Source organism: Dokdonia sp. Dokd-P16 (genome assembly GCF_003095655.1).
GTDB lineage: Bacteria > Bacteroidota > Bacteroidia > Flavobacteriales > Flavobacteriaceae > Dokdonia.
Map to the genome: position 1 here is coordinate 2,750,956 of NZ_CP029151.1, position 22,375 is coordinate 2,773,330.

The 22,375-nt window shown below is 37.9% G+C and carries 18 protein-coding genes; 9 read left to right on the top strand and 9 right to left on the bottom strand.

The genetic code is table 11. The features are described from left to right. The first annotated feature begins 9 nt into the window (after nt 1-9). The 5 genes from DCS32_RS12290 to DCS32_RS12315 all read left to right on the top strand — a co-directional run bounded on the left by DCS32_RS12290 (nt 10) and on the right by DCS32_RS12315 (nt 5,642). Nucleotides 10-1,788 (top strand): TonB-dependent receptor, encoded by a 1,779-nt coding sequence (locus DCS32_RS12290; RefSeq protein ID WP_108878539.1) that lies wholly within the window; start codon nt 10-12, stop codon nt 1,786-1,788. 49 nt (nt 1,789-1,837) lie between these two features. After that, entirely contained in the window at nt 1,838-2,305 is a 468-nt protein-coding gene (locus DCS32_RS12295; RefSeq protein ID WP_108878540.1) for a hypothetical protein, read from the top strand. Nucleotides 2,306-2,964: 659 nt separating this feature from the next. Next, a complete protein-coding gene (locus DCS32_RS12305) occupies nt 2,965-4,596 on the top strand; it encodes an amidohydrolase (RefSeq protein ID WP_108878542.1) in 1,632 nt (543 codons plus the stop codon). A 69-nt stretch (nt 4,597-4,665) separates the two neighbouring features. Next, on the top strand, nt 4,666-5,379 hold the full coding sequence (locus DCS32_RS12310; protein ID WP_108878543.1) for a YqjF family protein: 714 nt from the start codon (nt 4,666-4,668) through the stop codon (nt 5,377-5,379). 5 nt (nt 5,380-5,384) lie between these two features. Continuing rightward, nucleotides 5,385-5,642 carry a DUF3820 family protein gene (locus tag DCS32_RS12315; RefSeq protein ID WP_108878544.1) on the top strand — a complete coding sequence of 86 codons (258 nt, stop codon included), beginning with the start codon at nt 5,385-5,387 and terminating at the stop codon, nt 5,640-5,642. A gap of 1 nt (nt 5,643) precedes the next feature. On the opposite strand, the gene DCS32_RS12320 is transcribed toward DCS32_RS12315, so the two are convergent. From DCS32_RS12320 to DCS32_RS12340, 5 genes are all read right to left on the bottom strand, one after another. Next, the gene (locus DCS32_RS12320; RefSeq protein WP_108878545.1) at nt 5,644-6,369 is read right to left on the bottom strand and encodes an SAM-dependent methyltransferase; all 726 of its coding nucleotides are present in this window, start codon (nt 6,367-6,369) and stop codon (nt 5,644-5,646) included. Nucleotides 6,370-6,490: 121 nt separating this feature from the next. After that, nucleotides 6,491-6,964 (bottom strand): low molecular weight protein-tyrosine-phosphatase, encoded by a 474-nt coding sequence (locus DCS32_RS12325; RefSeq protein ID WP_108878546.1) that lies wholly within the window; start codon nt 6,962-6,964, stop codon nt 6,491-6,493. 118 nt (nt 6,965-7,082) lie between these two features. After that, nucleotides 7,083-8,318, bottom strand: coding sequence for an ammonium transporter (locus DCS32_RS12330; RefSeq protein ID WP_108878547.1), 1,236 nt, complete (start codon nt 8,316-8,318; stop codon nt 7,083-7,085). Nucleotides 8,319-8,353: 35 nt separating this feature from the next. Next, nucleotides 8,354-8,692 (bottom strand): P-II family nitrogen regulator, encoded by a 339-nt coding sequence (locus tag DCS32_RS12335; protein WP_013749505.1) that lies wholly within the window; start codon nt 8,690-8,692, stop codon nt 8,354-8,356. A gap of 12 nt (nt 8,693-8,704) precedes the next feature. After that, nucleotides 8,705-9,745: a porin gene (locus DCS32_RS12340; RefSeq protein WP_108878548.1), complete on the bottom strand. Its 1,041-nt coding sequence runs from the start codon at nt 9,743-9,745 to the stop codon at nt 8,705-8,707. Between the two features lie 439 nt (nt 9,746-10,184). Between DCS32_RS12340 and gltB the strand changes: the two genes are divergently transcribed. From gltB to DCS32_RS12355, 3 genes are read left to right on the top strand one after another with little or no spacing between them, the layout of a single operon-like run. Then, nucleotides 10,185-14,723, top strand: coding sequence for a glutamate synthase large subunit (gltB, locus tag DCS32_RS12345; RefSeq protein WP_108878549.1), 4,539 nt, complete (start codon nt 10,185-10,187; stop codon nt 14,721-14,723). A gap of 3 nt (nt 14,724-14,726) precedes the next feature. Then, nucleotides 14,727-16,190 (top strand): glutamate synthase subunit beta, encoded by a 1,464-nt coding sequence (locus DCS32_RS12350; protein ID WP_108878550.1) that lies wholly within the window; start codon nt 14,727-14,729, stop codon nt 16,188-16,190. A gap of 52 nt (nt 16,191-16,242) precedes the next feature. Next, nucleotides 16,243-16,446 carry a hypothetical protein gene (locus tag DCS32_RS12355; RefSeq protein WP_108878551.1) on the top strand — a complete coding sequence of 68 codons (204 nt, stop codon included), beginning with the start codon at nt 16,243-16,245 and terminating at the stop codon, nt 16,444-16,446. A 94-nt stretch (nt 16,447-16,540) separates the two neighbouring features. Here DCS32_RS12355 and dnaA read toward each other — a convergent pair whose 3' ends face one another. Then, nucleotides 16,541-17,968 (bottom strand): chromosomal replication initiator protein DnaA, encoded by a 1,428-nt coding sequence (gene dnaA, locus DCS32_RS12360; RefSeq protein WP_108878552.1) that lies wholly within the window; start codon nt 17,966-17,968, stop codon nt 16,541-16,543. A 203-nt stretch (nt 17,969-18,171) separates the two neighbouring features. Here dnaA and DCS32_RS12365 point away from each other — a divergent pair, with 203 nt between their 5' ends. After that, nucleotides 18,172-18,564 (top strand): acyl-CoA thioesterase, encoded by a 393-nt coding sequence (locus tag DCS32_RS12365; protein WP_108878553.1) that lies wholly within the window; start codon nt 18,172-18,174, stop codon nt 18,562-18,564. Here DCS32_RS12365 and DCS32_RS12370 read toward each other — a convergent pair whose 3' ends face one another. From DCS32_RS12370 to gndA, 3 genes are all read right to left on the bottom strand, one after another. Further along, a complete protein-coding gene (locus DCS32_RS12370; protein ID WP_108878554.1) occupies nt 18,565-19,176 on the bottom strand; it encodes an IMPACT family protein in 612 nt (203 codons plus the stop codon). Nucleotides 19,177-19,219: 43 nt separating this feature from the next. Next, nucleotides 19,220-20,830, bottom strand: coding sequence for an ABC transporter substrate-binding protein (locus tag DCS32_RS12375; RefSeq protein WP_108878555.1), 1,611 nt, complete (start codon nt 20,828-20,830; stop codon nt 19,220-19,222). Between the two features lie 78 nt (nt 20,831-20,908). Further along, entirely contained in the window at nt 20,909-22,318 is a 1,410-nt protein-coding gene (gene gndA / locus DCS32_RS12380) for an NADP-dependent phosphogluconate dehydrogenase (RefSeq protein ID WP_108878556.1), read from the bottom strand. Nucleotides 22,319-22,375 lie beyond the last annotated feature (57 nt).

Here is a 22,375-nt window from a genome sequence, read left to right on the forward strand (position 1 = left end):
ATACATTATATGAATCGTTCATTCAATACATTATATAACTTAGGACTTGTTGCATTTACAATGCTTCTTGCACAGGTAGTTACTGCACAAGAAGAAGAGTCTACCATAGGTACAGAGGTGGTAAACGTTGTAAAAGCGTATACTCCTACCATAAGTGATGCTTTTAAAGTAAAAGCGACACCTGCGCTTAATGACTCTATCACTACGGCAAAAAAGAAGGTGACCTATAGTATCTTTTCTGTGCCTGTAGCGAGTACGTTTACTCCAGCCAAAGGTAAAGCTGCCGTAGTAAAGAAAACTAAAAAAGAGAAGTTGTATGACAACTATGCAACTGTTGGTTTTGGTAGCTATACATCTGTTTTAGCAGAGCTTTACAGTAATTTTCAAATAAGCCGTACAGAGGATTTTGGTGTCTTTTTAAACCATAACTCTTCTCAGGGCGGAATTGATGGAACCGTAGTAGATGATTATTTTTATGATAGCAGACTTAATTTAAGTTATGGGGCACGCGAGCGTGATATGACTTGGAGAGCAGATCTTGATGCAAAGCATCAAGTATATAACTGGTATGGAATTCCTGAGGAGCTTAAAACAATTAACGGAGCGGGTAACACACCGTTATTTAATGAAGATTTTGACGTGTCTCATTCTTTTCTCACAGCGGGATTAAATGGTAGTGTGAGTTTGCAAGATTCTTTCTTTAAGAAAGCAAATGCTACGTTGAGATATTTTGGTGATGATCAAGATAGCGGCGAACTTAGAGCGGTAGTTGCTCCTACGTTTGAGTTTCCTATTGCGGGAGAGCTTATTACTACTAAAGTAACAGCAGATTATGTAAGTGGTTCTTTTGACAACGCATTTGATACCGCAGATACAGAAATCAATTATAGCTTTCTTAATGCTGGGATTAATCCAAGTCTTGTAATTTTAAGAGATGACCTTGAAGTGACTTTAGGAGTAGAGGCAATGGTGTCGCTAGATACTGAGGCAAGTGAAACAGACTTTTTTGTGTATCCAAAAATTACAGCATCTTACCGAGTGGCTGGAGATTATTTCATTGCGTATGCAGGACTTGAAGGTGGATTACAACAAAATAACTACCATGATTTTGCACAAGAAAATCCTTTTATATCACCTACACTTACTATCAAGCCAACAGATAAACAGTACGACGGTTATTTAGGAATGAAGGGTAAATTATCTGAAGCTTTGAGTTATAACCTACGTGCAAGTTATACGGCAGAGAGTGATAAGGCTTTATTCATTCACAATCCATACTCGCAAAGTGGTAATGGTTTTGGTGCAAATGGATATGCAAACGGAAACTCTTTCTCAATCGCTTATGATGATATTAATACAGTAGGAGTATTTGCGGAGCTTAATTTTGATGTGAATGCAAACTTTAAAATGAAAGTAAACGGTCAATATTATACTTATAACACAGATAGCCAGCAAGAAGCTTGGAACCTTCCAGACTTGCAAGCATCTGTTTTTGCAGATTATCAGATTACAGAAAAATGGTTTGCTGGGGTTAATTTATTTTTTGTGGGTGAGCGCAGTGATTTAGTGTCTAGTAACGATCCTACAGATCTTTTGGTTACAAATACAGTACAAACCTTAGATAGCTATTTTGATGCAAATGCTCATGTGGGATATCGCTTTAATAATCGTTTGTCTGCATTTGCTCGTGTAAACAATATTCTAGACAGTAATTACGAGAAATGGCTTAACTATGAAGTGCAAGGCCTTCAAGGAATGGTGGGGGCTACTTATAAATTTGACTTTTAAAAGCAACCTTTCTGCAAGGACTGCATCTTCCATATAAACCCCTAAGGTTATGAAGAGATTAATAGGTGCACTAGCATTCATTATTATATTAAGTTCTTGTAGTAGTGATGTAGATAGTGCACTAGCAGACTGTAGTGCTGTATCTTGTGCGTCAGGTAATATTATTATACAATTTTTAGATGCCGAAACTGGAGAAGATGTGTTTTTTAACGATACATATTCTTTTGATGAGTTAGTAATTACAGATGTATCGAACAATGCAGACTTCCCTTTTTTTACTGGAATTTCTGCTGATTCACAAATAGCTCAAGTGGCACTTAATGCCTTTTCTGAAAGTCGCTCTAATGTGATATTGCGCATAGCCGTTCCTGATGGCTTTGAAACAGATTTGTCTTTTAACGTGGAGTTTCTAGAGGGAGAATGTTGTAATATAAACAACTACTCAGATGTACAGTTTTCAAATGTTGAAAATGTAGTACAGAGTCAGGGTGGTTTTTTCTATAATGTATATCTTTAGGCCAGTCTGTTATTAAGATATGAGCAGTTATTTAAGATATTAGAGACTATTGAATAATAATTGGCACTGCGAACTTTGTAATCACCAGCGTAAAAACTTGCGTGAGGGTTCTATTTGTAATCTCACAAAACGCAAGCCGGATTTTAATCGCACGTGCTCAAAAAAACTGTTTTCTACAAAATTTAAAAATCGGTTAAGGGAGGTTAACGTTGTTTTTGAGTATGCTAAAGCTGAAAAACACTCAAAGAATATTAGTGTTTTTATTTTTGGGATGTTAGGATTATTCTTAATAGGTGTTGGAGTTTATTTCCTATACTACATGTATACAATACTTGAATCCATGAAATCCCCTGGATATTATGTAATTTTTAAATTGTATGGATTACCTTTCTTTATTTTTATTTTCGCTTATAAGTTTTTATCATATAGCATTAAGATGTATAGTACATACGCATTAAAGCTTCACGAAGAAAAGCTCAAAAAAGATAGAATAGACGCAGTTTTGGAGCTATATAATATTACTTATGATGTAGAGATTGATCTTCACCCCAATTATAGGTCGCCTTCAAGATGCAAAAGTTAATCTTGAGGTTCATAAACCTAGATAAAAATTATCAACGTAGTAGGAGTCTTTTGTATTTTTAAACAAAAAACCAACGATGCGTAAAATTCTATATTCTTTAGCAATTCTTCCTTTATTATTCTCTTGCGAGACTAAGCAATCTGTAGATCTTATTGTCACAAATGCAAATGTGTATACGGTAGATAACGCTTTCGCGAAAGCGGAATCTTTTGCAATCAAAGATGGAAAATTTATAGCAGTAGGTACGTCTAACGACATTACTGAAAAGTATGAAGCTGCTGAAATAATAGATGCTACTGGAAAAACAGTATTGCCAGGACTTATAGACGGCCACTGTCACTTTTATGGATTAGGTCAAAACCTCCAAATTGCAGACCTCGTTGGTACTGAAAGTTATGATGAGGTAATTGCAAAAGTATCTGAGTTTGCAAAGGCAAATCCTGATGCAACAGTCTTGAGAGGAAGAGGATGGGATCAGAATGACTGGGCTGTAAAAGAATTTCCAACTAAAGATAGATTAGATGTTTTATTTCCAGATGTTCCTGTTGTTTTAGAACGTGTGGATGGTCACGCATATTTAGTAAATCAAAAAGCGTTAGATCTTGCCAGTATTGACGCTTCTACAAAGGTAAGTGGAGGAGAAGTAGTACTTGTAGATGGCAAAGTGACGGGTGTTCTTATTGACACACCGCAAACATTAGTTGACGCAGTATTACCACAACCTAGCACTGCCGAAAGTGCTCAAGTCTTACTAGAAGCACAAGAGCTTTGTTTTTCTTACGGCCTAACTACAGTAAACGATGCAGGTCTTAACAAAAACATTGTAGAACTTATAGATAGCCTTCAGCAAGCTGGAAGTTTGCAAATGAGAGTATATGCAATGTTATCTAATAATGAAGAAAATCTAGATCACTACCTAACTACAGGAAAAGTAAAAACAGATCGTCTTAATGTGCGTTCTATAAAGGTGTACGGAGATGGAGCTCTTGGTTCTCGTGGTGCAACAATGCGTGAGGCTTATAGTGATAAGGATGGGCATTTTGGAGCGATGATCACACCATCTGAAGAGATGAATGATCTTGCAAAACGTATCGCCGCTGCAGATTTCCAAATGAATACACATGCAATAGGTGATAGTGCAAATGTTGTCGTGCTTAGAGCTTATGAAAAAGTACTTGCATCTAAAACAGATCCAAGATGGAAAGTAGAACACGCACAAATAGTTTCTAGAGAAGATTTTGGCGTTTTTAGCGATAAGATTTTACCATCGGTACAGCCTACACACGCTACTAGCGATATGTATTGGGCAGAAGATAGAGTAGGAGCAGAGCGCATCAAAGGAGCATATGCATACAAAGACTTATTAAATCAATCTGGAATTGTAATCCTAGGAACAGATTTTCCTGTAGAGCAGGTAAGTCCGTTTTATACGTTTTATGCATCTGTTGCTCGTAAAGATCTTAAACAATATCCAGAAGGTGGATACCAGATGGAGAATGCACTTACTAGAGAAGAAACATTAAAAGGAATGACAATCTGGGCTGCTTATTCAAATTTTGAAGAAGATGAGAAAGGAAGTATTGAAACTGGGAAGTTTGCAGATTTCATCATCATGGATGAAGATATTATGACGGTAGAAGAGGATAAAATTCCTAACTTAAAAGTCGCTGCTACGTATGTAGATGGTGTAAAAGTGTATCAGCAGTAGGCGATACTGCTTTAGAATCCAGGTGAGGCTAGCAGTTTTTTATATTAATCACAATCACACTATAACTCTATGAGCTTCCTTACTGCAGCATGGCGACAGCTTGCCTTTATTAATTATGAGGTAGAGCCTGCTCTTTTAGAACCCTATGTCCCTTATGGAACAGAGCTAGATTTTTATGAAGGCAAATGTTATGTGAGTGTCATTGCCTTTATGTTTATGGATACACGCATAAAGGGTATTAAAATCCCCTTTCACGTAAATTTTGAAGAAGTTAATCTACGTTTTTATGTGCGCAGAAAAGATGGTGGTATTTGGAAACGTGGAGCAGTGTTTATAAAAGAAGTAGTTCCTAAACCTGCGATTTCTATTGTAGCAAACGCACTCTATAACGAGAGCTATGAAACGTTACCCATGCGACATGAGTGGGAAATTACAAATGAAGAGCGTAAGATCTCATATGGATGGAAAAAAGATGGTACCTGGCAGTCTATTGATATAGAGGCTGCTGTAGCTTCACAACCCATCGAGAAGAATAGCGAGATGGAATTTATATCAGAACATTACTGGGGATATGCGAGTCCTTCTAAGTTTAAAACGAATGAGTACGAGGTGACGCACCCGCGATGGAATCATCATCCTATAAAGAAAGCAACGTTTGATATTGACTTTAGCGCAATGTATGGTGCTAAATTTAGCTTCCTGCAAACACAGAAGCCTACCTCTATTTATTTGATAGAAGGTTCGGCAATAACGATTGAGGGTAAAACGGTGATTAAAAAATAAAAAGCATGGCAGACATACATAAAGAAGCACAAGATCACCTTATCGAGATGGCTTATTATAGAATGCCTTTTGGTAAATACAAAGGTTGGTACCTAGTAGATCTGCCAGAATCATATTTTGTATGGTTTAGACAGCAAGGTTTTCCAGAAGGTAAGCTGGGAAGGTTACTTCAAGAAATGATGGAAATAAAAGTAAATGGTCTAGAACCTATGATTAAAAAAATCCATCAAAAATACCCTAGGCCAGCTAATTTAAGGCGCTAAGTTAATACGACTTGTGAATTATAAAAATAGCAGGTCTTTTGTGTAGATCTGGTGCATTAGTTTTCCAGAAAGAAGCATTTTTTGTTACAATATATTCTGTAGGAAGCGTGATGTCACATGCAATACAAACTTGTGTTTCAGGATGAACAGTATTGCAAATGTCTTCTAGCATTTTATTATTGCGATATGGAGTCTCAATGAATAATTGCGTTTGTCCCTGCTCAGAAGATAGTCGTTCTAATCGTTTTAACTCTTGCTTGCGCTGTTGTGCGTCAATAGGTAGATATCCATTAAAAGCAAAGTTTTGACCATTCATACCGCTACTCATCATTGCCATAAGTATAGATGATGGACCTACAAGTGGCACAACTTGGATACCTTTTTGATGTGCAATTTTTACGACTTCTGCTCCGGGATCTGCGACACCTGGAACTCCAGCTTCAGATAGTAACCCTACAGATTCTCCTTGTAAACATGGCTCTAAATAAGATGGAAGCTCAGCAATATCTGTGTATTTATTTAGTGGAAATAATTTTAATGAGGGCTGCGATTTACCTGGAGATATCGCTTTAATGGAGCGACGCGCCGTTTTCTCATTTTCTACGATGTACGTATCTATAAATTCTACTACCTTTTTTACAGAGATAGGCATTACTTCTAGTGCGCTTGTGTCACCTAGAGTAGTGGGTATCAGATATAATTTTCCAGTAACAGTAAATGAACTCATAGGTACGTAGTTTATAGGTTGGGGTTATGGTATAGATTGCAATATAATTACATCGCGGGATATGGGCAATAGTTACTTTTGCAATGTCTATAATTTCTAATGAGATGTATGATGTAATAAATTACGCTAGTTCTTTTGCAATCTGGTCACAGGCTGTATCTAGCATTTCATACACTCTCTCAAAGTCTTCTGCACTTCCATGATATGGGTCTGGAACATCTACTTTTTCTCCATGAAAAACCACATCAAGAATCATTACCACTTTACGGCGTTGCTCGTCAGTAGTTGCTTTCGCTAGCACATCTTCTAGATTGTTTTGATCCATCACATAAATATGGTCAAAATCATTAAAGTCACTTTCAGATAACTGTCGTCCTCTAAGTCCTGAGATATCTACACCATGAGATAAACCTACTTTTACACTCCTAGGGTCTGGCGGATTTCCCACATGCCAGTCTCCTGTGCCTACGGAGTCTACATTAAAATGGGTTGCATCTAGTTTAGATCTTAAAATACCTTCGGCAAGGGGAGAGCGGCATATGTTTCCTAGACAAACCATCAGGATATTTGTAACTGTAGTGGGTGTTTCATTCATTACTCTAAGGTAATTAAATTTATTACGCTTTCGCGAAAGCAAAACCAAAAACCCTAAAAACAGTAAACCCCGACCAAAAATGGTCGAGGCTTACATACACATAGCACAAAACTCAATATTAATGCTCGTTTAAACGGAAATCTGGATAAGCACTCATTCCGTGTTCGTGAGGGTCAAGTCCCTCAATTTCTTCAGTTTCTGAAACTCTAATGCCAACTGTCTTCTTAAGAACAAACAGTATAATAAATGAAGTGATAATACAGAAAACAGCATAAGATCCTACACCTATAAGCTGGCTCACAAATTGAGCTCCACTAGCTAAGCTTCCAAAAATACCCACTGCAAGTGTTCCCCAAATACCACAAATTAAGTGTACTGCAATAGCTCCTACAGGATCGTCTAGTCTTAGTTTGTCTACAAGCGCAACACCAAACACAATGATAGCTCCTGCAATAGCGCCTATGGCAATCGCATCTGTAGGGCTCATTACATCTGCTCCCGCGGTAATACCTACAAGACCTCCTAGTATACCATTTAAAAACATGGTGAGGTCATAGTTTTTATACATTAAGGTAGATACAAGAAAAGCAAATACTCCTCCAGCTGCTGCTGCAAGTGAAGTTGTAACAAGTGTAAGTGAAGTAAGCGCAGGATCTGCAGATAGTACAGAACCTCCATTAAAGCCAAACCAACCTAACCATAAGATAAGTACACCTGCCGTTGCGAGTGGTACATTATGTCCAGGGATGGCTTGTGGTTTACCATTTTCATCAAACTTCCCTATACGTGATCCCAGTAAGAATACGGCAACGAGTGCAGCCCATCCTCCTACAGAGTGAACAAGTGTAGATCCAGCAAAATCATAAAAAGGTGTTTCTAATGTTTGTAAAAATCCACCTCCCCATTTCCAAGAACCAGCGATAGGGTATACAAATCCAACATAAAGTAATACGAAGATCATAAAAGGACCTATTTTAATACGCTCTGCTACGGCTCCAGATACAATGGTTGCTGCTGTTGCTGCAAACATCCCTTGAAAAAGGAAGTCTGTCCAGTAGGTGTAGCCTTCGTTATAAGTAAGATCAAGAACACCTTCTGCGTTAAGAGGTGCATTTAGGCCAAAACCTGCAAAGCCTAAAAACCCATTAAACTCTCCGGGATACATAAGATTAAAGCCTACTAAGCAATAAAGTAGTAGACCTACTGTGATGATAAAAATATTCTTAAAGAGAATGTTGATGGTGTTTTTTTGACGAGTAAGACCTATTTCTAAAAATGAAAAGCCAAGGTGCATGAAGAAAACAAGACCAGTACAGATCATCATCCATACGTTATTTACAGTTAAAATTTCCATAAGTTGTTAATGCTATATTATTATAAGTTTTTAGACTACTTGAGTGTTTGATTTCCTTTCTCTCCGGTGCGTATGCGATAGCACTCACTTATATCTGAGACAAAGATTTTACCGTCACCTACATCGCCAGTACGAGCAGACTCGATAATTGTTTTAATGGTAATCTCCTCAAATTCATTATTTACTACGATGCTTAAATAGCGTCTTTGTATGTCGCTGGTGCTATAGCTCACGCCGCGGTAAACAGAACCTTTTTTTTCGTTACCAAGTCCAGTAACATCCCAATAGGAGAAGAAGTTTACACCTACATCATGCAGTGCTTTTTTTACTGCAGAGAATTTGGATTTGCGTATGATTGCTTCTATTTTTTTCATGTTTTAGGGTATTTAAAATTTATATATGCCTGCTATTAGAAATGAAGATAATGAGCTGTTAGGTTCAAGGTCAGTATCAAGGAAGGTGTCTTCACTTGCACTGTCTAAACGAAATTCTGGTTTGATGGTTAGATCACCTACGGTATAACTTCCAGTAAGAGTAACTGCAAGTACAGATGCATCTCCTTCATCATCATAACCTCCTATGGCTCCAGCACCACCTTCTGCTTCTGCAAAGTATTCTCCTCTCAGTCCTAGTGTAAAGGATTCTGATGTTTTGTATTGTGGATATAGCGCAACACCATAAAATGAAGCTCCGTCTGTATCATTATATGTAGCGTTGAGACCTAGGTAAAAGTCATCTGATAGATCGTGACCAGTAGTAAGATCTACTTGGAACGTACTTTCTGTGCTTCCTCCTTGTTTTCCATATAGAAAGTTAAGGTAAGTGGTTTTATAACCTAATTGAGCGCCTAATGTATAGTCGTTGTCAAAATTAAATTCTGTTGCATCTGTTTGGTTGAGTACACCAAGCATTGCGCTCCAATCTTCAGACAGTGTAAAATCTGCTTTTATACCTGTATGAGAAAATGGTCCATATGAAAACATATAAGACGTAGAGTAGTTGAAGTTAAGAGTGGGAGAGATTACTTCATAACCTAAGAACGTATTGAAATTTCCTAAAGTAAGTTTTACTTTTTCCGAAACATTCCAGTAAACGTATAGTTGGTTTACAATGTTTGAAGAAGGTCCAGATAGGAAAACCGCTTCTTCACCTCTAGGGCCAAAAACTAAATCTGCGACTGCACCTACTTTTCCATTTTCACTTTCAAAAGAGCCTATCACATTTGCCATACCTATTGCAAAGCCATTGCGATTTGCAAAAGAGGTGTTTGGAGCGATAGCATCCTCACCATTTGGTCCAGAAAGATTTTGTCTAAAGTAAGTATCGACGCTTCCCTCTACACTAAATTTTTTCTTTGTTGATTCTTCTTGAGCAAATAAGGAAGTGGTGGTAATGGCCAGCACTAAGAACGTAATAATGAACTTCATAAGAGTGTGATATTTTGTTGATTAGGTCTCAAATGTATCTTAAAATTTAGTTAAGGGTGTGAAATATGCAGGTGTTTTGTAAATTTTTATGGTTTTTTTAAAATGACCCCTATAAAATTAGGGGTGTGGCAAATAAAATGTGATTTTATTGAGATATGTGTTTTGAGGTTATTGCGTTTTTTTTAAAAATCAAGCGTTATTGTTGAGGATATTGTTGATTTTAACAGTATTCATTAAAATAGCTATAACGTTTTCGTGGTTTTTAAGATAATTTAAGAATCAGAATATGATAAAATAACATACCTAATAATGAACTTTTGTGAAATATTAAGTATCTATATTTTATTAATCGTAATAATGAGATGTGATTTTTGACCCTTAGATAAGTAGGATTATCTTGTGAATAAGTAATAATGGTTTTACCATAAAAATGTAGACAATGCTTAAGGATCAGGGATTATATTTAAGAGAATTTGAACACGATGCTTGTGGAGCAGGATTCATTTGTAGTTTAAAAGGAATAAAGTCAAACGACATTATCCACAAAGCACTAGAAATTCTTGAAAAACTAGAGCATCGAGGAGCGGTAAGTGCAGATGGAAGAACGGGAGATGGTGCAGGAATACTTATAGATATCCCTCATGATTATTTTCAAGCGAGCTGTGATTTTGAGTTGCCACAAGAAGGAAGTTATGCAGTGAGTAATGTGTTTCTCCCTCGTAAACAAAATCAACGAGATTACTGTATTTCGGTGTTTGAGAAGAGTCTTACAGATCAAGGCATTCATATTATAGGATGGAGAGATGTGCCGGTAGATAAATCTATCTTAGGTGAGATTGCTCAGGTTTCTGAGCCCTTTGTAAAGCAAATCTTTGTTTCATATGACGGTGGTGATAAAAATCCCGCTTTCGCGAAAGCGCAACAAAAACCCACTCCAGAATTTGCATTCAACTTAAAGTTGTTTACTGCACGTAAAATTGCAGAACACACTATATATGATTCTAAGCTATCTGAAAGTTCATTCTTTTATGTACCTAGTTTTTCAACCAAAACAATCATTTATAAAGGGCTGTTAATGCCTCAAGACATTAAAGTTTATTATAAAGACTTGATGGATCCTAGGGTTGTGACGCGCCTGGCACTTGTGCATCAGCGTTTTTCAACAAATACATTCCCTACTTGGGATCTTGCACAGCCTTTTAGATATATGTGTCATAATGGAGAGATTAATACATTGCGAGGCAATGTAACTCGTATGTACTCCAGAGAAGAACTTATGGAAAGTCCGCTTTTTGGAGAGGATATTAAAGCTGTTCTTCCAGTGGTAATCCCAGGCAAATCTGATAGTGCTTCTATGGATATGGTGGTGGAGCTGCTATTAATGACAGGTCGCTCACTTCCAGAGGTAATGATGATGCTCGTGCCAGAAGCGTGGGAGAAAAATAAGGAGATGTCTCCTGCAAAACGTGCTTTTTATGAATTTAATTCCTGCCTTATGGAGCCTTGGGATGGTCCAGCGTCTATCCCGTTTACAGATGGTAATTATATAGGAGCGGTACTTGATCGTAATGGATTGCGTCCATCTCGTTATTCTGTGACAAAGGATGGCTACGTGATTATGGCTTCTGAAATTGGTGTGGTAGATATTGAGCCTAGCAATGTGCAGTTCCATGGTCGTCTCGAGCCTGGTAAAATGTTTCTAGTAGATATGGCGCAAGGCCGTATCATTAATGATGAGGAAATAAAAGAGGAGATTGCAACGCGTCACCCGTATCAAGAATGGCTTGATGAAAATTTAATTCACTTAAGGGATATTCCTTATAATGAGTGTCCGCTATTTTTAAATGAAGCACCACTCAAGGAGCGTTTGATCACCTTTGGGTACACACAAGAAGATATAAATACCATCATATTACCCATGGCTGCAAATGCTAAAGAACCTATAGGTTCAATGGGTAATGATGCTCCTATTGCTGCGCTTTCAGAAAGACCGCAGCTCATTTATAATTACTTTAAACAATTGTTTGCTCAAGTAACAAATCCGCCTCTTGATGGAATAAGAGAGGAGCTGATTACAGATATTTCTCTAACCCTGGGAGCCGATTATAATATTTTTGACATTAATGCTGCGCATTGTAGAAAACTTAAAATCCAAAACCCAGTTATATCAAAACAAGATTTAGACAAGATTAAAAGTCTAGATGACAAAAACTTCAAAGTAGTTTCTGTACCGATGTTATATCAGGTAGAGAGAGGTCATAATGGCCTCGAGGAGGCACTAGAAAAACTCTTGCAAAACGTAAGCAAGCAGCTTGATGAGGGAGCAAATATTGTTATTCTATCAGATAGAAATACGTCAATTACAGAGGCACCTATACCAGCATTGTTAGCATGTTCTTATGTAAACAACGGACTAGCAACTCATAAGAAGAGATCTCAATTAAGTTTAATTATTGAGTCTGCAGAGCCTAGGGAAGTGCATCACTTTGCACTATTATTTGGTTATGGTGCGAGCGCGATTAACCCATATATGGTAAATGAGATTATAGAAAATCACCCAGAAGATCTTGAGCTTGCTAGTGTAGATGTAGAGGAGGCTATTCAAAACTTCAATAAGGCTGTAGGTAAAGGCGTGCTCAAGGTGATGAATAAGATTGGTATTTCTACACTTAATTCATATCGCAGTTCGCAATTATTTGAATGTATAGGTATTAGTAAAAAAGTAGTTTCAAAATACTTTCCGCGCACAGTGACTAGAATTGAGGGTGTAGGATTGCATCAACTAGAAGGAGAAATAAGTAAGCGTCATACAGCTGCTTACGATAAAAAGGAAATTGCTGCAGACTTACCACTAGAAATAGGTGGTGAGTATAGATGGAGAAGAGATGGGGAGGCGCATTTATTTAATCCGCTTACGATTGCAAAACTTCAAGAATCTGTACGAAGCAATAAGCCAGTAATTTATAAGGAATATGCAGATCGTGTAAATAATCAAGCTAAACAACTAATGACTATTAGAGGCTTGTTTGAGTTTACAAACTATGATCCTATAGATATTGACGAAGTAGAGCCGTGGACGGATATAGTAAAACGTTTTAAAACGGGAGCAATGTCTTATGGATCTATTAGTAAAGAGGCACACGAGACACTAGCTGTAGCGATGAATCGTATAGATGGTAAATCAAATTCTGGTGAAGGAGGAGAAAATCAAGAGCGTTTTTATAAAGATGTAAATGGTGACTGGAAAAACAGTGCAATCAAGCAAGTAGCTTCTGGGCGTTTTGGTGTTACTTCAAACTACCTGACAAATGCTGCAGAGATTCAAATAAAAATGGCTCAAGGAGCAAAACCTGGTGAAGGAGGGCAGTTGCCTGGGCCTAAAGTAAATCCAGAAATTGCAAAAACACGTAATTCTACTCCATATGTAGGATTGATTTCTCCACCACCACACCATGATATTTATTCAATTGAAGATTTATCACAGCTTATTTATGACCTTAAATCTGCAAATAGAGAGGCACGTATTAATGTGAAATTAGTATCAGAAGTAGGTGTAGGGACTGTGGCCGCAGGTGTTGCAAAAGCTAAGGCAGATGTGATTTTAATCTCTGGGCATGATGGAGGTACAGGTGCAACGCCACTTACTTCATTAAAACATACGGGGCTTCCGTGGGAGTTAGGACTCGCCGAAGCACAGCAAACACTCGTTATGAATGATTTGCGTGGTCGTGTGAGGTTAGAGTGTGATGGCCAACTTAAAACCGGTAGAGACGTAGCAATCGCATGTCTTTTGGGAGCAGAGGAATTTGGATTTGCCACAGCACCACTAGTAGCTTCTGGATGTATTATGATGCGTGTATGTCATTTAAATACTTGTCCTGTGGGAATTGCAACACAAAATCCAGAGTTGCGTAAACGTTTTAAAGGAAAGCCGGAGCATGTGGTAAACTTCATGTATTTCGTAGCGCAAGAGCTTCGTGAGATTATGGCAAAGCTTGGCTTCAAGACGGTAGATGAGATGGTCGGGCAAGTACAAAAGCTAGACCGCAACAAGACTATCGATCAGTACAAAGCATTAGGACTCGATTTGTCTCCTATTCTTCATAAAGTAGAAGTTAAGGAAGGGCAATCCTTGAGAAATATCGAAAAGCAAGATCACGATTTAGAAAAGGCATTAGATTTTAAAATTATATCTCAGGCACACCCTGCATTATTCAGAAAAGAGAAAACCACGCTTGATCTTAAGATTACAAATGAAGACAGAGCAGTAGGAGCCATTTTAAGTAATGAGATTTCAAAAATTTATGGAGTTAATGGATTGCCAGAAAATACATTAAAAATCAACTTTGAAGGTTCGGCTGGGCAGAGTTTTGCGGCATTTGCAACGCATGGACTTACACTTTCGGTAACTGGAAATACAAATGATTATATAGGTAAAGGGCTTTCTGGCGCAAAAGTGATTGTAAAAGTACCTGTAGAGGCGACCATTATTCCTGAAGATAATGTCATTATTGGAAACGTAGCATTTTATGGTGCCACTGCTGGAGAGGCTTACATTAATGGAAAGGCTGGAGAGCGTTTTTGTGTACGTAACTCGGGAGCTAGAGCTGTGGTAGAAGGTATAGGTGATCATGGTTGTGAGTATATGACAGGAGGAGTAGCAGTGATTTTAGGAGCTGTGGGAAGAAACTTCGGGGCTGGAATGAGTGGCGGAATTGCATATGTGTATGATGTTGATAGCTCGCTTTCGCGAAAAGCAAACTCAGAAGGCTTAAACTTCTTAAAGGTAGAAGAAACTCAAGACCGTGAGGAGCTTAGACAGTTGGTTGAAAACCATTATAATGCCACACAATCTCCACTAGCACAACGTTTTCTAGAAAATTGGGATGTGGAAATAGGCAATTTCACGAAAGTGTTACCAGAAGAATACCGCCAGGCTTTAATTAGGTTAGAGGAAGAACAAAAATTAGCAAACTAAGAGATGGGAAAAGTAACAGGATTTTTAGAATATAAGCGTAAAGATGAGAGCTATGTAGCTCCGGAGGAACGCTTAAAAAATTATAAAGAATTTACCGTTCCTCTTGAAGAGTCAGATCTCAAAAAGCAGGGAGGAAGATGTATGGATTGCGGGATTCCGTTTTGTCATTCTGGATGCCCACTAGGGAACCTCATACCAGATTTTAACGATGCAGTGTATAAAGGTCGCTGGCAAGAGGCTGCAGGGATACTGCATGCGACAAATAATTTTCCAGAATTTACAGGAAGACTTTGTCCTGCTCCATGTGAGGAGGCTTGTGTTCTTGGTATTAATGAAGACCCTGTAAGTATTGAAAATATTGAAAAAAATATAGTAGAGCGTGCATTTGACGAAGGTTGGATTATAGCGCAACCACCTTTAAAACGTACGGGGAAATCTGTTGCTGTTATTGGATCTGGACCTTCTGGACTTGCTACAGCACAACAGCTCAATAGAGCTGGACATACGGTAACTGTTTTTGAAAGAGACGCAAAAGTAGGCGGATTATTACGTTATGGAATTCCAGATTTTAAGATGGAGAAAAATGTAATAGACCGTCGTCTTGAGGTTCTTGAAGAAGAGGGGATTACCTTTAAAACGAATGCAAATGTTGGGCAAAATATAAGTGTAGAGGCGCTCCAAGATGAGTATGATGCTATTGTACTTTGCGGTGGGGCTACTGTGAGAAGATCTATTCCCATTAAGGGTGCTCATCTCAAAGGAGTGTATCAAGCAATGGATTTTTTAAAACAAAATAATGAGCGTCAAGATGGTCTAAATGATTGGGAAGAAGAAATTGTAGCAACCGGTAAAAACGTTGTTGTAATAGGAGGGGGAGATACAGGTTCTGATTGTATAGGCACGAGTAATAGGCAAGGAGCAAGTAGTGTGACTAACTTTGAGATTCTTAATAAGCCTACTGTAGAGCGACCTACAGAACAGCCTTGGCCATATTATCCTATGCGACTGCGCACAAGTTCTTCACATAAAGAAGGGGTTGATCGTGTGTTTAGTATATCAACCAAAGAATTTGTGGGGGACGCTGCTGGAAATCTAACAGGATTAATTACTTCAGAGGTGGAGTGGATTACTCATGAAAGTGGTAGACGTGAACTAAAAGAAGTTCCTAATTCAGAAAAAAAATGGGAATGTGACATGGCATTTCTAGCATTAGGTTTCACCGGACCAGAAAAAACATTAATTGACCAATTACATCTCGACACAGATTTGAGAGGTAACATTAAGGCAACTGATTATAGCACCAATGTCTCGGGGATATTTGCAGCAGGTGATATGCGTAGAGGGCAATCACTTATCGTCTGGGCAATTTCTGAAGGGCGTCAAGCAGCACATCACGTAGATAAGTTTTTAATGGGAAGTTCTGAGCTTCCATTAAAAGATGAAGAGAGTGATTTGCCTAGGCGTTAACTATGTGTGTTGTTAGTTGTATATTGACATTTCTAACAATAGAAATAGTTTCATGAAAATTCAAAAAAGCACAAAAGGAGAATGGGTGTCAACTTTTGGTGGCGTACTTATAACTACTGGTATTATGTGTATGACATTTGAGGCTAGTAATTATTTTGTATTTGGATTTCTTTTAACGGCTATGGCTGTAACGATTTACGGTATAGTTAGTTCTTCTAGAGAAAAGGCTGCGAGTGACAAGATTAAAAAGAAATAAGTGCTTCAATAGTTTTTATTCATTCCTAAAAATTAACAAAGCCTCTACATGAAAATGTAGAGGCTTTGTTATTATAATGAATTCAAGTTAGAAGTTACACAGAGAGCTTCTTTCCTAAATCTTCTACGTATTTTCTAAACTGCTTATCTGTACTAGCAAGGTTATCTACCGTTTTACAAGCGTGTAATACGGTTGCGTGATCGCGTTGTCCTATTTGAGAACCTATACTTGCAAGTGATGCTTTAGTAAGTTTCTTTGCAAAGAACATTGCGAGCTGTCTTGCTTGTACGATGTGACGTTTACGAGTTTTAGACTGTAGTGTTTCTACATCCATCTGGAAGTAATCTGACACAATCTTTTGTATGTAGTCTATAGATACTTCGCGCTTCGTGTGCTTCACGTAGTTATCTACAATTTTCTTAGCTAGATCTAATGTGATTTCTTTCTTATTGAAAGAAGAGTGAGCAATAAGTGATATAATAGCACCTTCGAGCTCTCTTACATTTGTTTTGATGTTATTTGCAAGAAATTCTACAATTTCTTCTGGCATCTCAACACCATCTTGATAAAGCTTTTGCTTTATGATGGCTATACGTGTTTCAAAGCTTGGGTGTTGCAGCTCTGCGCTTAATCCCCATTTAAAACGAGAAAGAAGGCGTTGCTCAATGTCTTGCATATCTACTGGCGCCTTATCTGAGGTAAGAATTACTTGCTTACCATTCTGATGTAGGTGATTAAAGATATGGAAGAACACATCCTGAGTTCCTGCCTTACCACTTAGTAATTGAATATCATCTACAATAAGAACATCAATAACTTGATAGAAATGTATAAAATCATTTCTGTTGTTCTTTTTTACAGACTCAATATATTGTTGTGTAAACTTCTCAGCAGAAATATATAAAACAGTCTTTGCTGGATATTTATCTTTTATTTGAACACCTATAGCGTGTGCAAGGTGTGTTTTTCCTAAACCTACACCACCAAAAACGAGTAGTGGATTAAAAGATGTTCCTCCGGGCTTATTTGCAACTGCCATTCCAGCAGATCTTGCAAGACGGTTGGACTCACCTTCAAGGAAGTTATCAAAGTTATAGTTAGGGTTGAGCTGTGATTCGATTTGTAAATTTCGGATTCCCGGAATTACAAAAGGATTTTTGAGCTCTGGATTCTTGTTTTTAAATGGAGCATCAACATCTTGAGATTTCATGGCACTACGATTAGCGCTAGGAATCTTTTCTGTAAACGGTTGATTGTTTCCATAAGTGTTTTCCATTCTGATCACATAGACCAGTTTGGCATTTTCACCTAGTACTTTGTTAAGCGCAACTTTAAGAAGTTTAACATAGTGCTCTTCTAGCCATTCATAAAAGAATTTACTAGGCACTTGTATGCTTAATGCGTTATCTGTGAGCTTGACCGCTTTAATCGGTTCAAACCACGTCTTGTATGCCTGGGGTGTAATATTGTCCTGAATAAATGCGAGACAATTATCCCATACAGATTGCGCAGTTAGAGTCATTCGTTGAGTTAAATTATTGGTTGTTTTTTAGTACAGAATGCCTTTTAAAAAGATTATCGTATTGTTGATAATGCCCCTTTTAAAAGCTAAGCAAATATGTGAACAAAAAAAGTAATAAAAAAACGAGTGGAGGGTTGTTTTTTCGCAAATTTTGTTGCATCATATATTAGATTTAAAATTACAAAAAATTAGACCTCCCTGCCGTGAAAAACCATAATACTTTTGTTAAAGTTCGCTACTCAGAAACCGACCAGATGGGCTTTGTGCACCATAGTAACTATGCTCAATATCTTGAAATTGCGAGACTTGAATGGCTAGAACAATTCGGAATTTCTTATAAATGGATGGAAGAAAATGGTGTAATGCTACCAGTTTATAATTTAAATACAACATTTAAAAAATCTGCACTTTTCGATGATCGCCTTAAAATAGAAACCTCACTTAGGGATATTCCTACGGTGCGTATTATGTTCGATTATAAAGTTTATAACCAAAATGAAGAGTTATTAACAGTGGCGAGTACAGAATTGATCTTTATGAATACAAAAACTGGGCGACCTATGAGGTGCCCAAAATACATTTTAGAGAAGCTCTAGTTATTCGTCTTTAAGGAGGTTAATTCCATAGACTTCATTAAAAGCCTCAATGACCTTTTCAGACTCTTTTCTTCGTATGGCGAGATGAAACACACAGTCCATTTCCATCTTCTGTTCGATTATGGTCACCTTATGATCATTTATTAAGCGCATCGCTTTATTGAGTAGAGGATATTCAAATTGTACAGAAAAAGGGATGTCAATTGTTTTCTTTACGATACGAGCATTCTCAAGTGCAAGTTGTGCTCCGGTTCTATAAGCATTGATTAGACCGCCTACACCTAATTTTGTCCCACCAAAATATCGTACCACAACTACAAGCACATTAGTAACATCAAAGGATTGTAGTTGACCATATATAGGGGCACCTGCACTATTAGAAGGTTCACCATCGTCATTTGCGCGGTATTGTTCGTATTCCTTACCTAATACATACGCATAGCACCAGTGTCTGGCTTGGTAGTGCTGTTTTTTAAGTGCATCTATATGTTCCTTGACTTCTTCCTCTGTGGTAACGGGAAATGCATAGCCAAAGAATTTGCTATTACGATCCTTAAAGAGTGTTTCTTCAGAAGGTGATAAAATGGTGTTATAAGTGTCTTTTTGTTCGATATTGTAATTGTTTTAGGTACGCTTTCGCGAAAGCGTAATCACACTACTTTTTACTCTTTTTCATATGTTTCAACACTAAGAAGTTCTGAGCATTTGGTTCAAAACCTGAAATGGTCTTCTGTGTAAAGCGTACGACCTCATCATAATATAGTGGAATTATAGGAGATTGCTCTATAATAAGAGAATCCATCTTGATATAGTATTGCTTGCGCTCATCTATGTCTGTAATGCTCAAGCTTTTCTCATAAAGACTATCAAAAGTCGCACTTTTGAAGTGTGTATAGTTAGGTCCGTTAGGAGTGAAGTTTTTACTATAAAATAAACTCAAGTAGTTTTCTGCATCTGGGTAATCTGCAATCCAGCTTGCACGGAAAGCGTCTAGCTCACCACTACTTTTCATCTGGCGCAATGTAGATGGAGGCATTACATCAATTTGTACTTCCAGTCCTACTTTTTGCAGCTCTCGCTGTATGTACTCACAGATATCAAGATATTGACTATTCGTACCTATAGTGAGTTGTGGCGACTGGTCCCCAGTTTGTGCGATATACTGAGCTACAAGTTCCTTAGCAAGTGTAGGATTGTAGCTGTAGCCTTCAATATTATTAAAACCTGGAAGTCCCTTGGGAATAAAACCGTTTACTGCGGGTTTTCCTATTCCATTACGCAGGTAGGTGATCATTTTCTCGCGATCAAAACCGTAGTTTACAGCTTTGCGTAATAACGTAGATTGCACTTCTGGAGTGTTACTATCTAAAAAGAAACCTATGTACTCAGTGTTGAGCCAAGGTGTTTTTTCAAAATTCACTCGATCTTCATACTTCTCGCGTAGCGTTCCAGAGGCAGTGAGTATCTCATCTTTATAGGAAGGGTCAAGGCTATTTAAAAAATCTATATTACCTTGAGCAAACTGTAAAAATTCGCTTTGCTTGTCTGGTAAAAAAGTAATGGCAACAGCTTCTAGATAAGGGAGGTTATTCCCAGCAGCATCTTTCTCGTAATACAATTCGTTTTTACGAAGTACTAGTTTTACACCTTCTTCCCATCGCTTAAATTTAAACGGACCAGTACCTATTGGGTTTGATCGAAATTCATTACCATAAAAAGTCGTTACTTCCTTAGGAACAACAGAGCAGTATCTCATGCTGAGTAATCCTAAATATGCTGGAAAAGGCTGCTTTAATTGCACTGTAAAAGTGCTATCATTATCTGCCTTATAATGTTCCACATTACTAAGCACCCAACTTCCTGGGGATGCGATAGCTGGATCTGTAAGTCTATCAAAAGAATACACGAAGTCACTTGCAACTACGTTCCTTGTACTATCTACAGTGTAAAAAGCTTCATGTTTATGAAACTTTACATCATCACGTAGCGTAAAAGAGTAGGTAAGTGCATCTTCAGAAATAGACCAAGACTTAGCGATATCTGGCTGCACATTAAGGTCATTATCTAATTGAACAAGTCCATTAAATAGCTGATTTACCGGCCAGATAATAGGTGGATTGCGGGCAAAAGCAGGATCTAGTGTAGAAATCTGGTATTGCTCGTTGTATCTAAACACTTCATGATCTCGCTCTGTACTTTTACTATTTGAGCAGCCTACTGTACACAGACTTAAAAGCACGACAGCAAGCCATGCAGCTGCTGTCATTGTGCTAGATTTTCTTAAAAAAAGATTGTTATGATACAATATGGAAGTGTCTCTTTAATGATATTAATTATTGCGTTATTATTTCTCCCACTCTGTGTGGAAGATTCCCTCGCGGTCTAATCTCTCATAAGTATGGGATCCAAAATAATCTCGTTGTGCTTGTATAAGATTAAGTGGTAATCTCGTTGAAGTATAAGCGTCAAAATAGGTTAACGAGTTTGATACTCCAGGAAGCGGGATACCATTAATAGCTCCGTAAGCGACAAGCTCTCTAGCCGAGTCTACCGTGCTTTGTATTTTTTTGATAAATGACGGGGATAATAAAAGGTTAGGTAATTCTGTATCCTCTGTAAAAGCATCTGTGATATCTGCGAGTAGCTTTGCTCTAATGATACATCCTGCTCTCCATATTTTTGCAATTACTGCAATATCGAGGTCATAACCATATTCCTTAGAGGCATCTGCTAGCTGATGCAAACCTTGAGCATAAGTAATAATGTAAGAGAAGTAAAGCGCCTCTTCTGTAAGCTTTGTTAGCTTTTCTTTATCCATTGTTGCCACTTTTGGGCGATCGTATAGAGAATCTGCAATGGTACGCTCATCTTTAAGTGCAGAGATTTCTCTCATACTCACAGCGATATCGATAGAAGGTACGGGAATACCTAGATCCATCGCGTTTTGTGAGGTCCATTTTCCTGTTCCTTTTTGTTTTGCTTTATCGAGAATCTGATCTACAAGGTCATCACTAGTAAGGGTATCCTTTTCGGCAAAAATCTCTGATGTAATCTCTACTAAGAAGGACTGTAAACGTCCTTCATTCCATGATTTATAAGTCTCGTGTAGCTCTTGATTAGATAAGTTTCCAGCTTTTTTAAGCACGTCATATATCTCAGAGGTAAGTTGCATGAGTCCGTACTCAATACCATTGTGCACCATTTTTACATAGTTTCCAGCAGATTTAGGTCCTAAGTAAGCAACACAAGGTTCTCCATTATATTTGGCAGATACTGCTTCAAAAATGGGTTGTACCGCAGCATATCCAGGTTTGGATCCTCCAGGCATGATACTTGGTCCTATACGTGCGCCTTTGGCTCCTCCAGAAACTCCTGCTCCAAAAAAGTGAATTCCTTTTTCAGATAAGTACGCTTCTCTTCGGTCGGTATCGGTAAAGAAAGAGTTTCCTCCGTCTATGATGATGTCTCCTTTATCTAAGTGTGGCAGTAAACTTTCTATGACAATGTCCACTACTTTGCCAGCGGGAACTAGTAACATGATTTTACGTGGGGATGATAACGCTTTCGCGAAAGCGGATACATCAACCGTAGCATCTACGCGTTTTGGGTCACCGCCTTCTTCTATAAGTGCCTGCACTTTTTCTGGGTCAAGGTCATTGCCCATTGCGCTAAAGCCATTATCGGCTACATTTAATATAAAATTGCGTCCCATTACGCCCAGTCCAACTAAGCCAAAATCGTAAGAATTTTTCATAAGTAAAGTTTCATTCCCCACAAAAGAGCTCAAAAAAGCAACTCAAAATTATCAGTG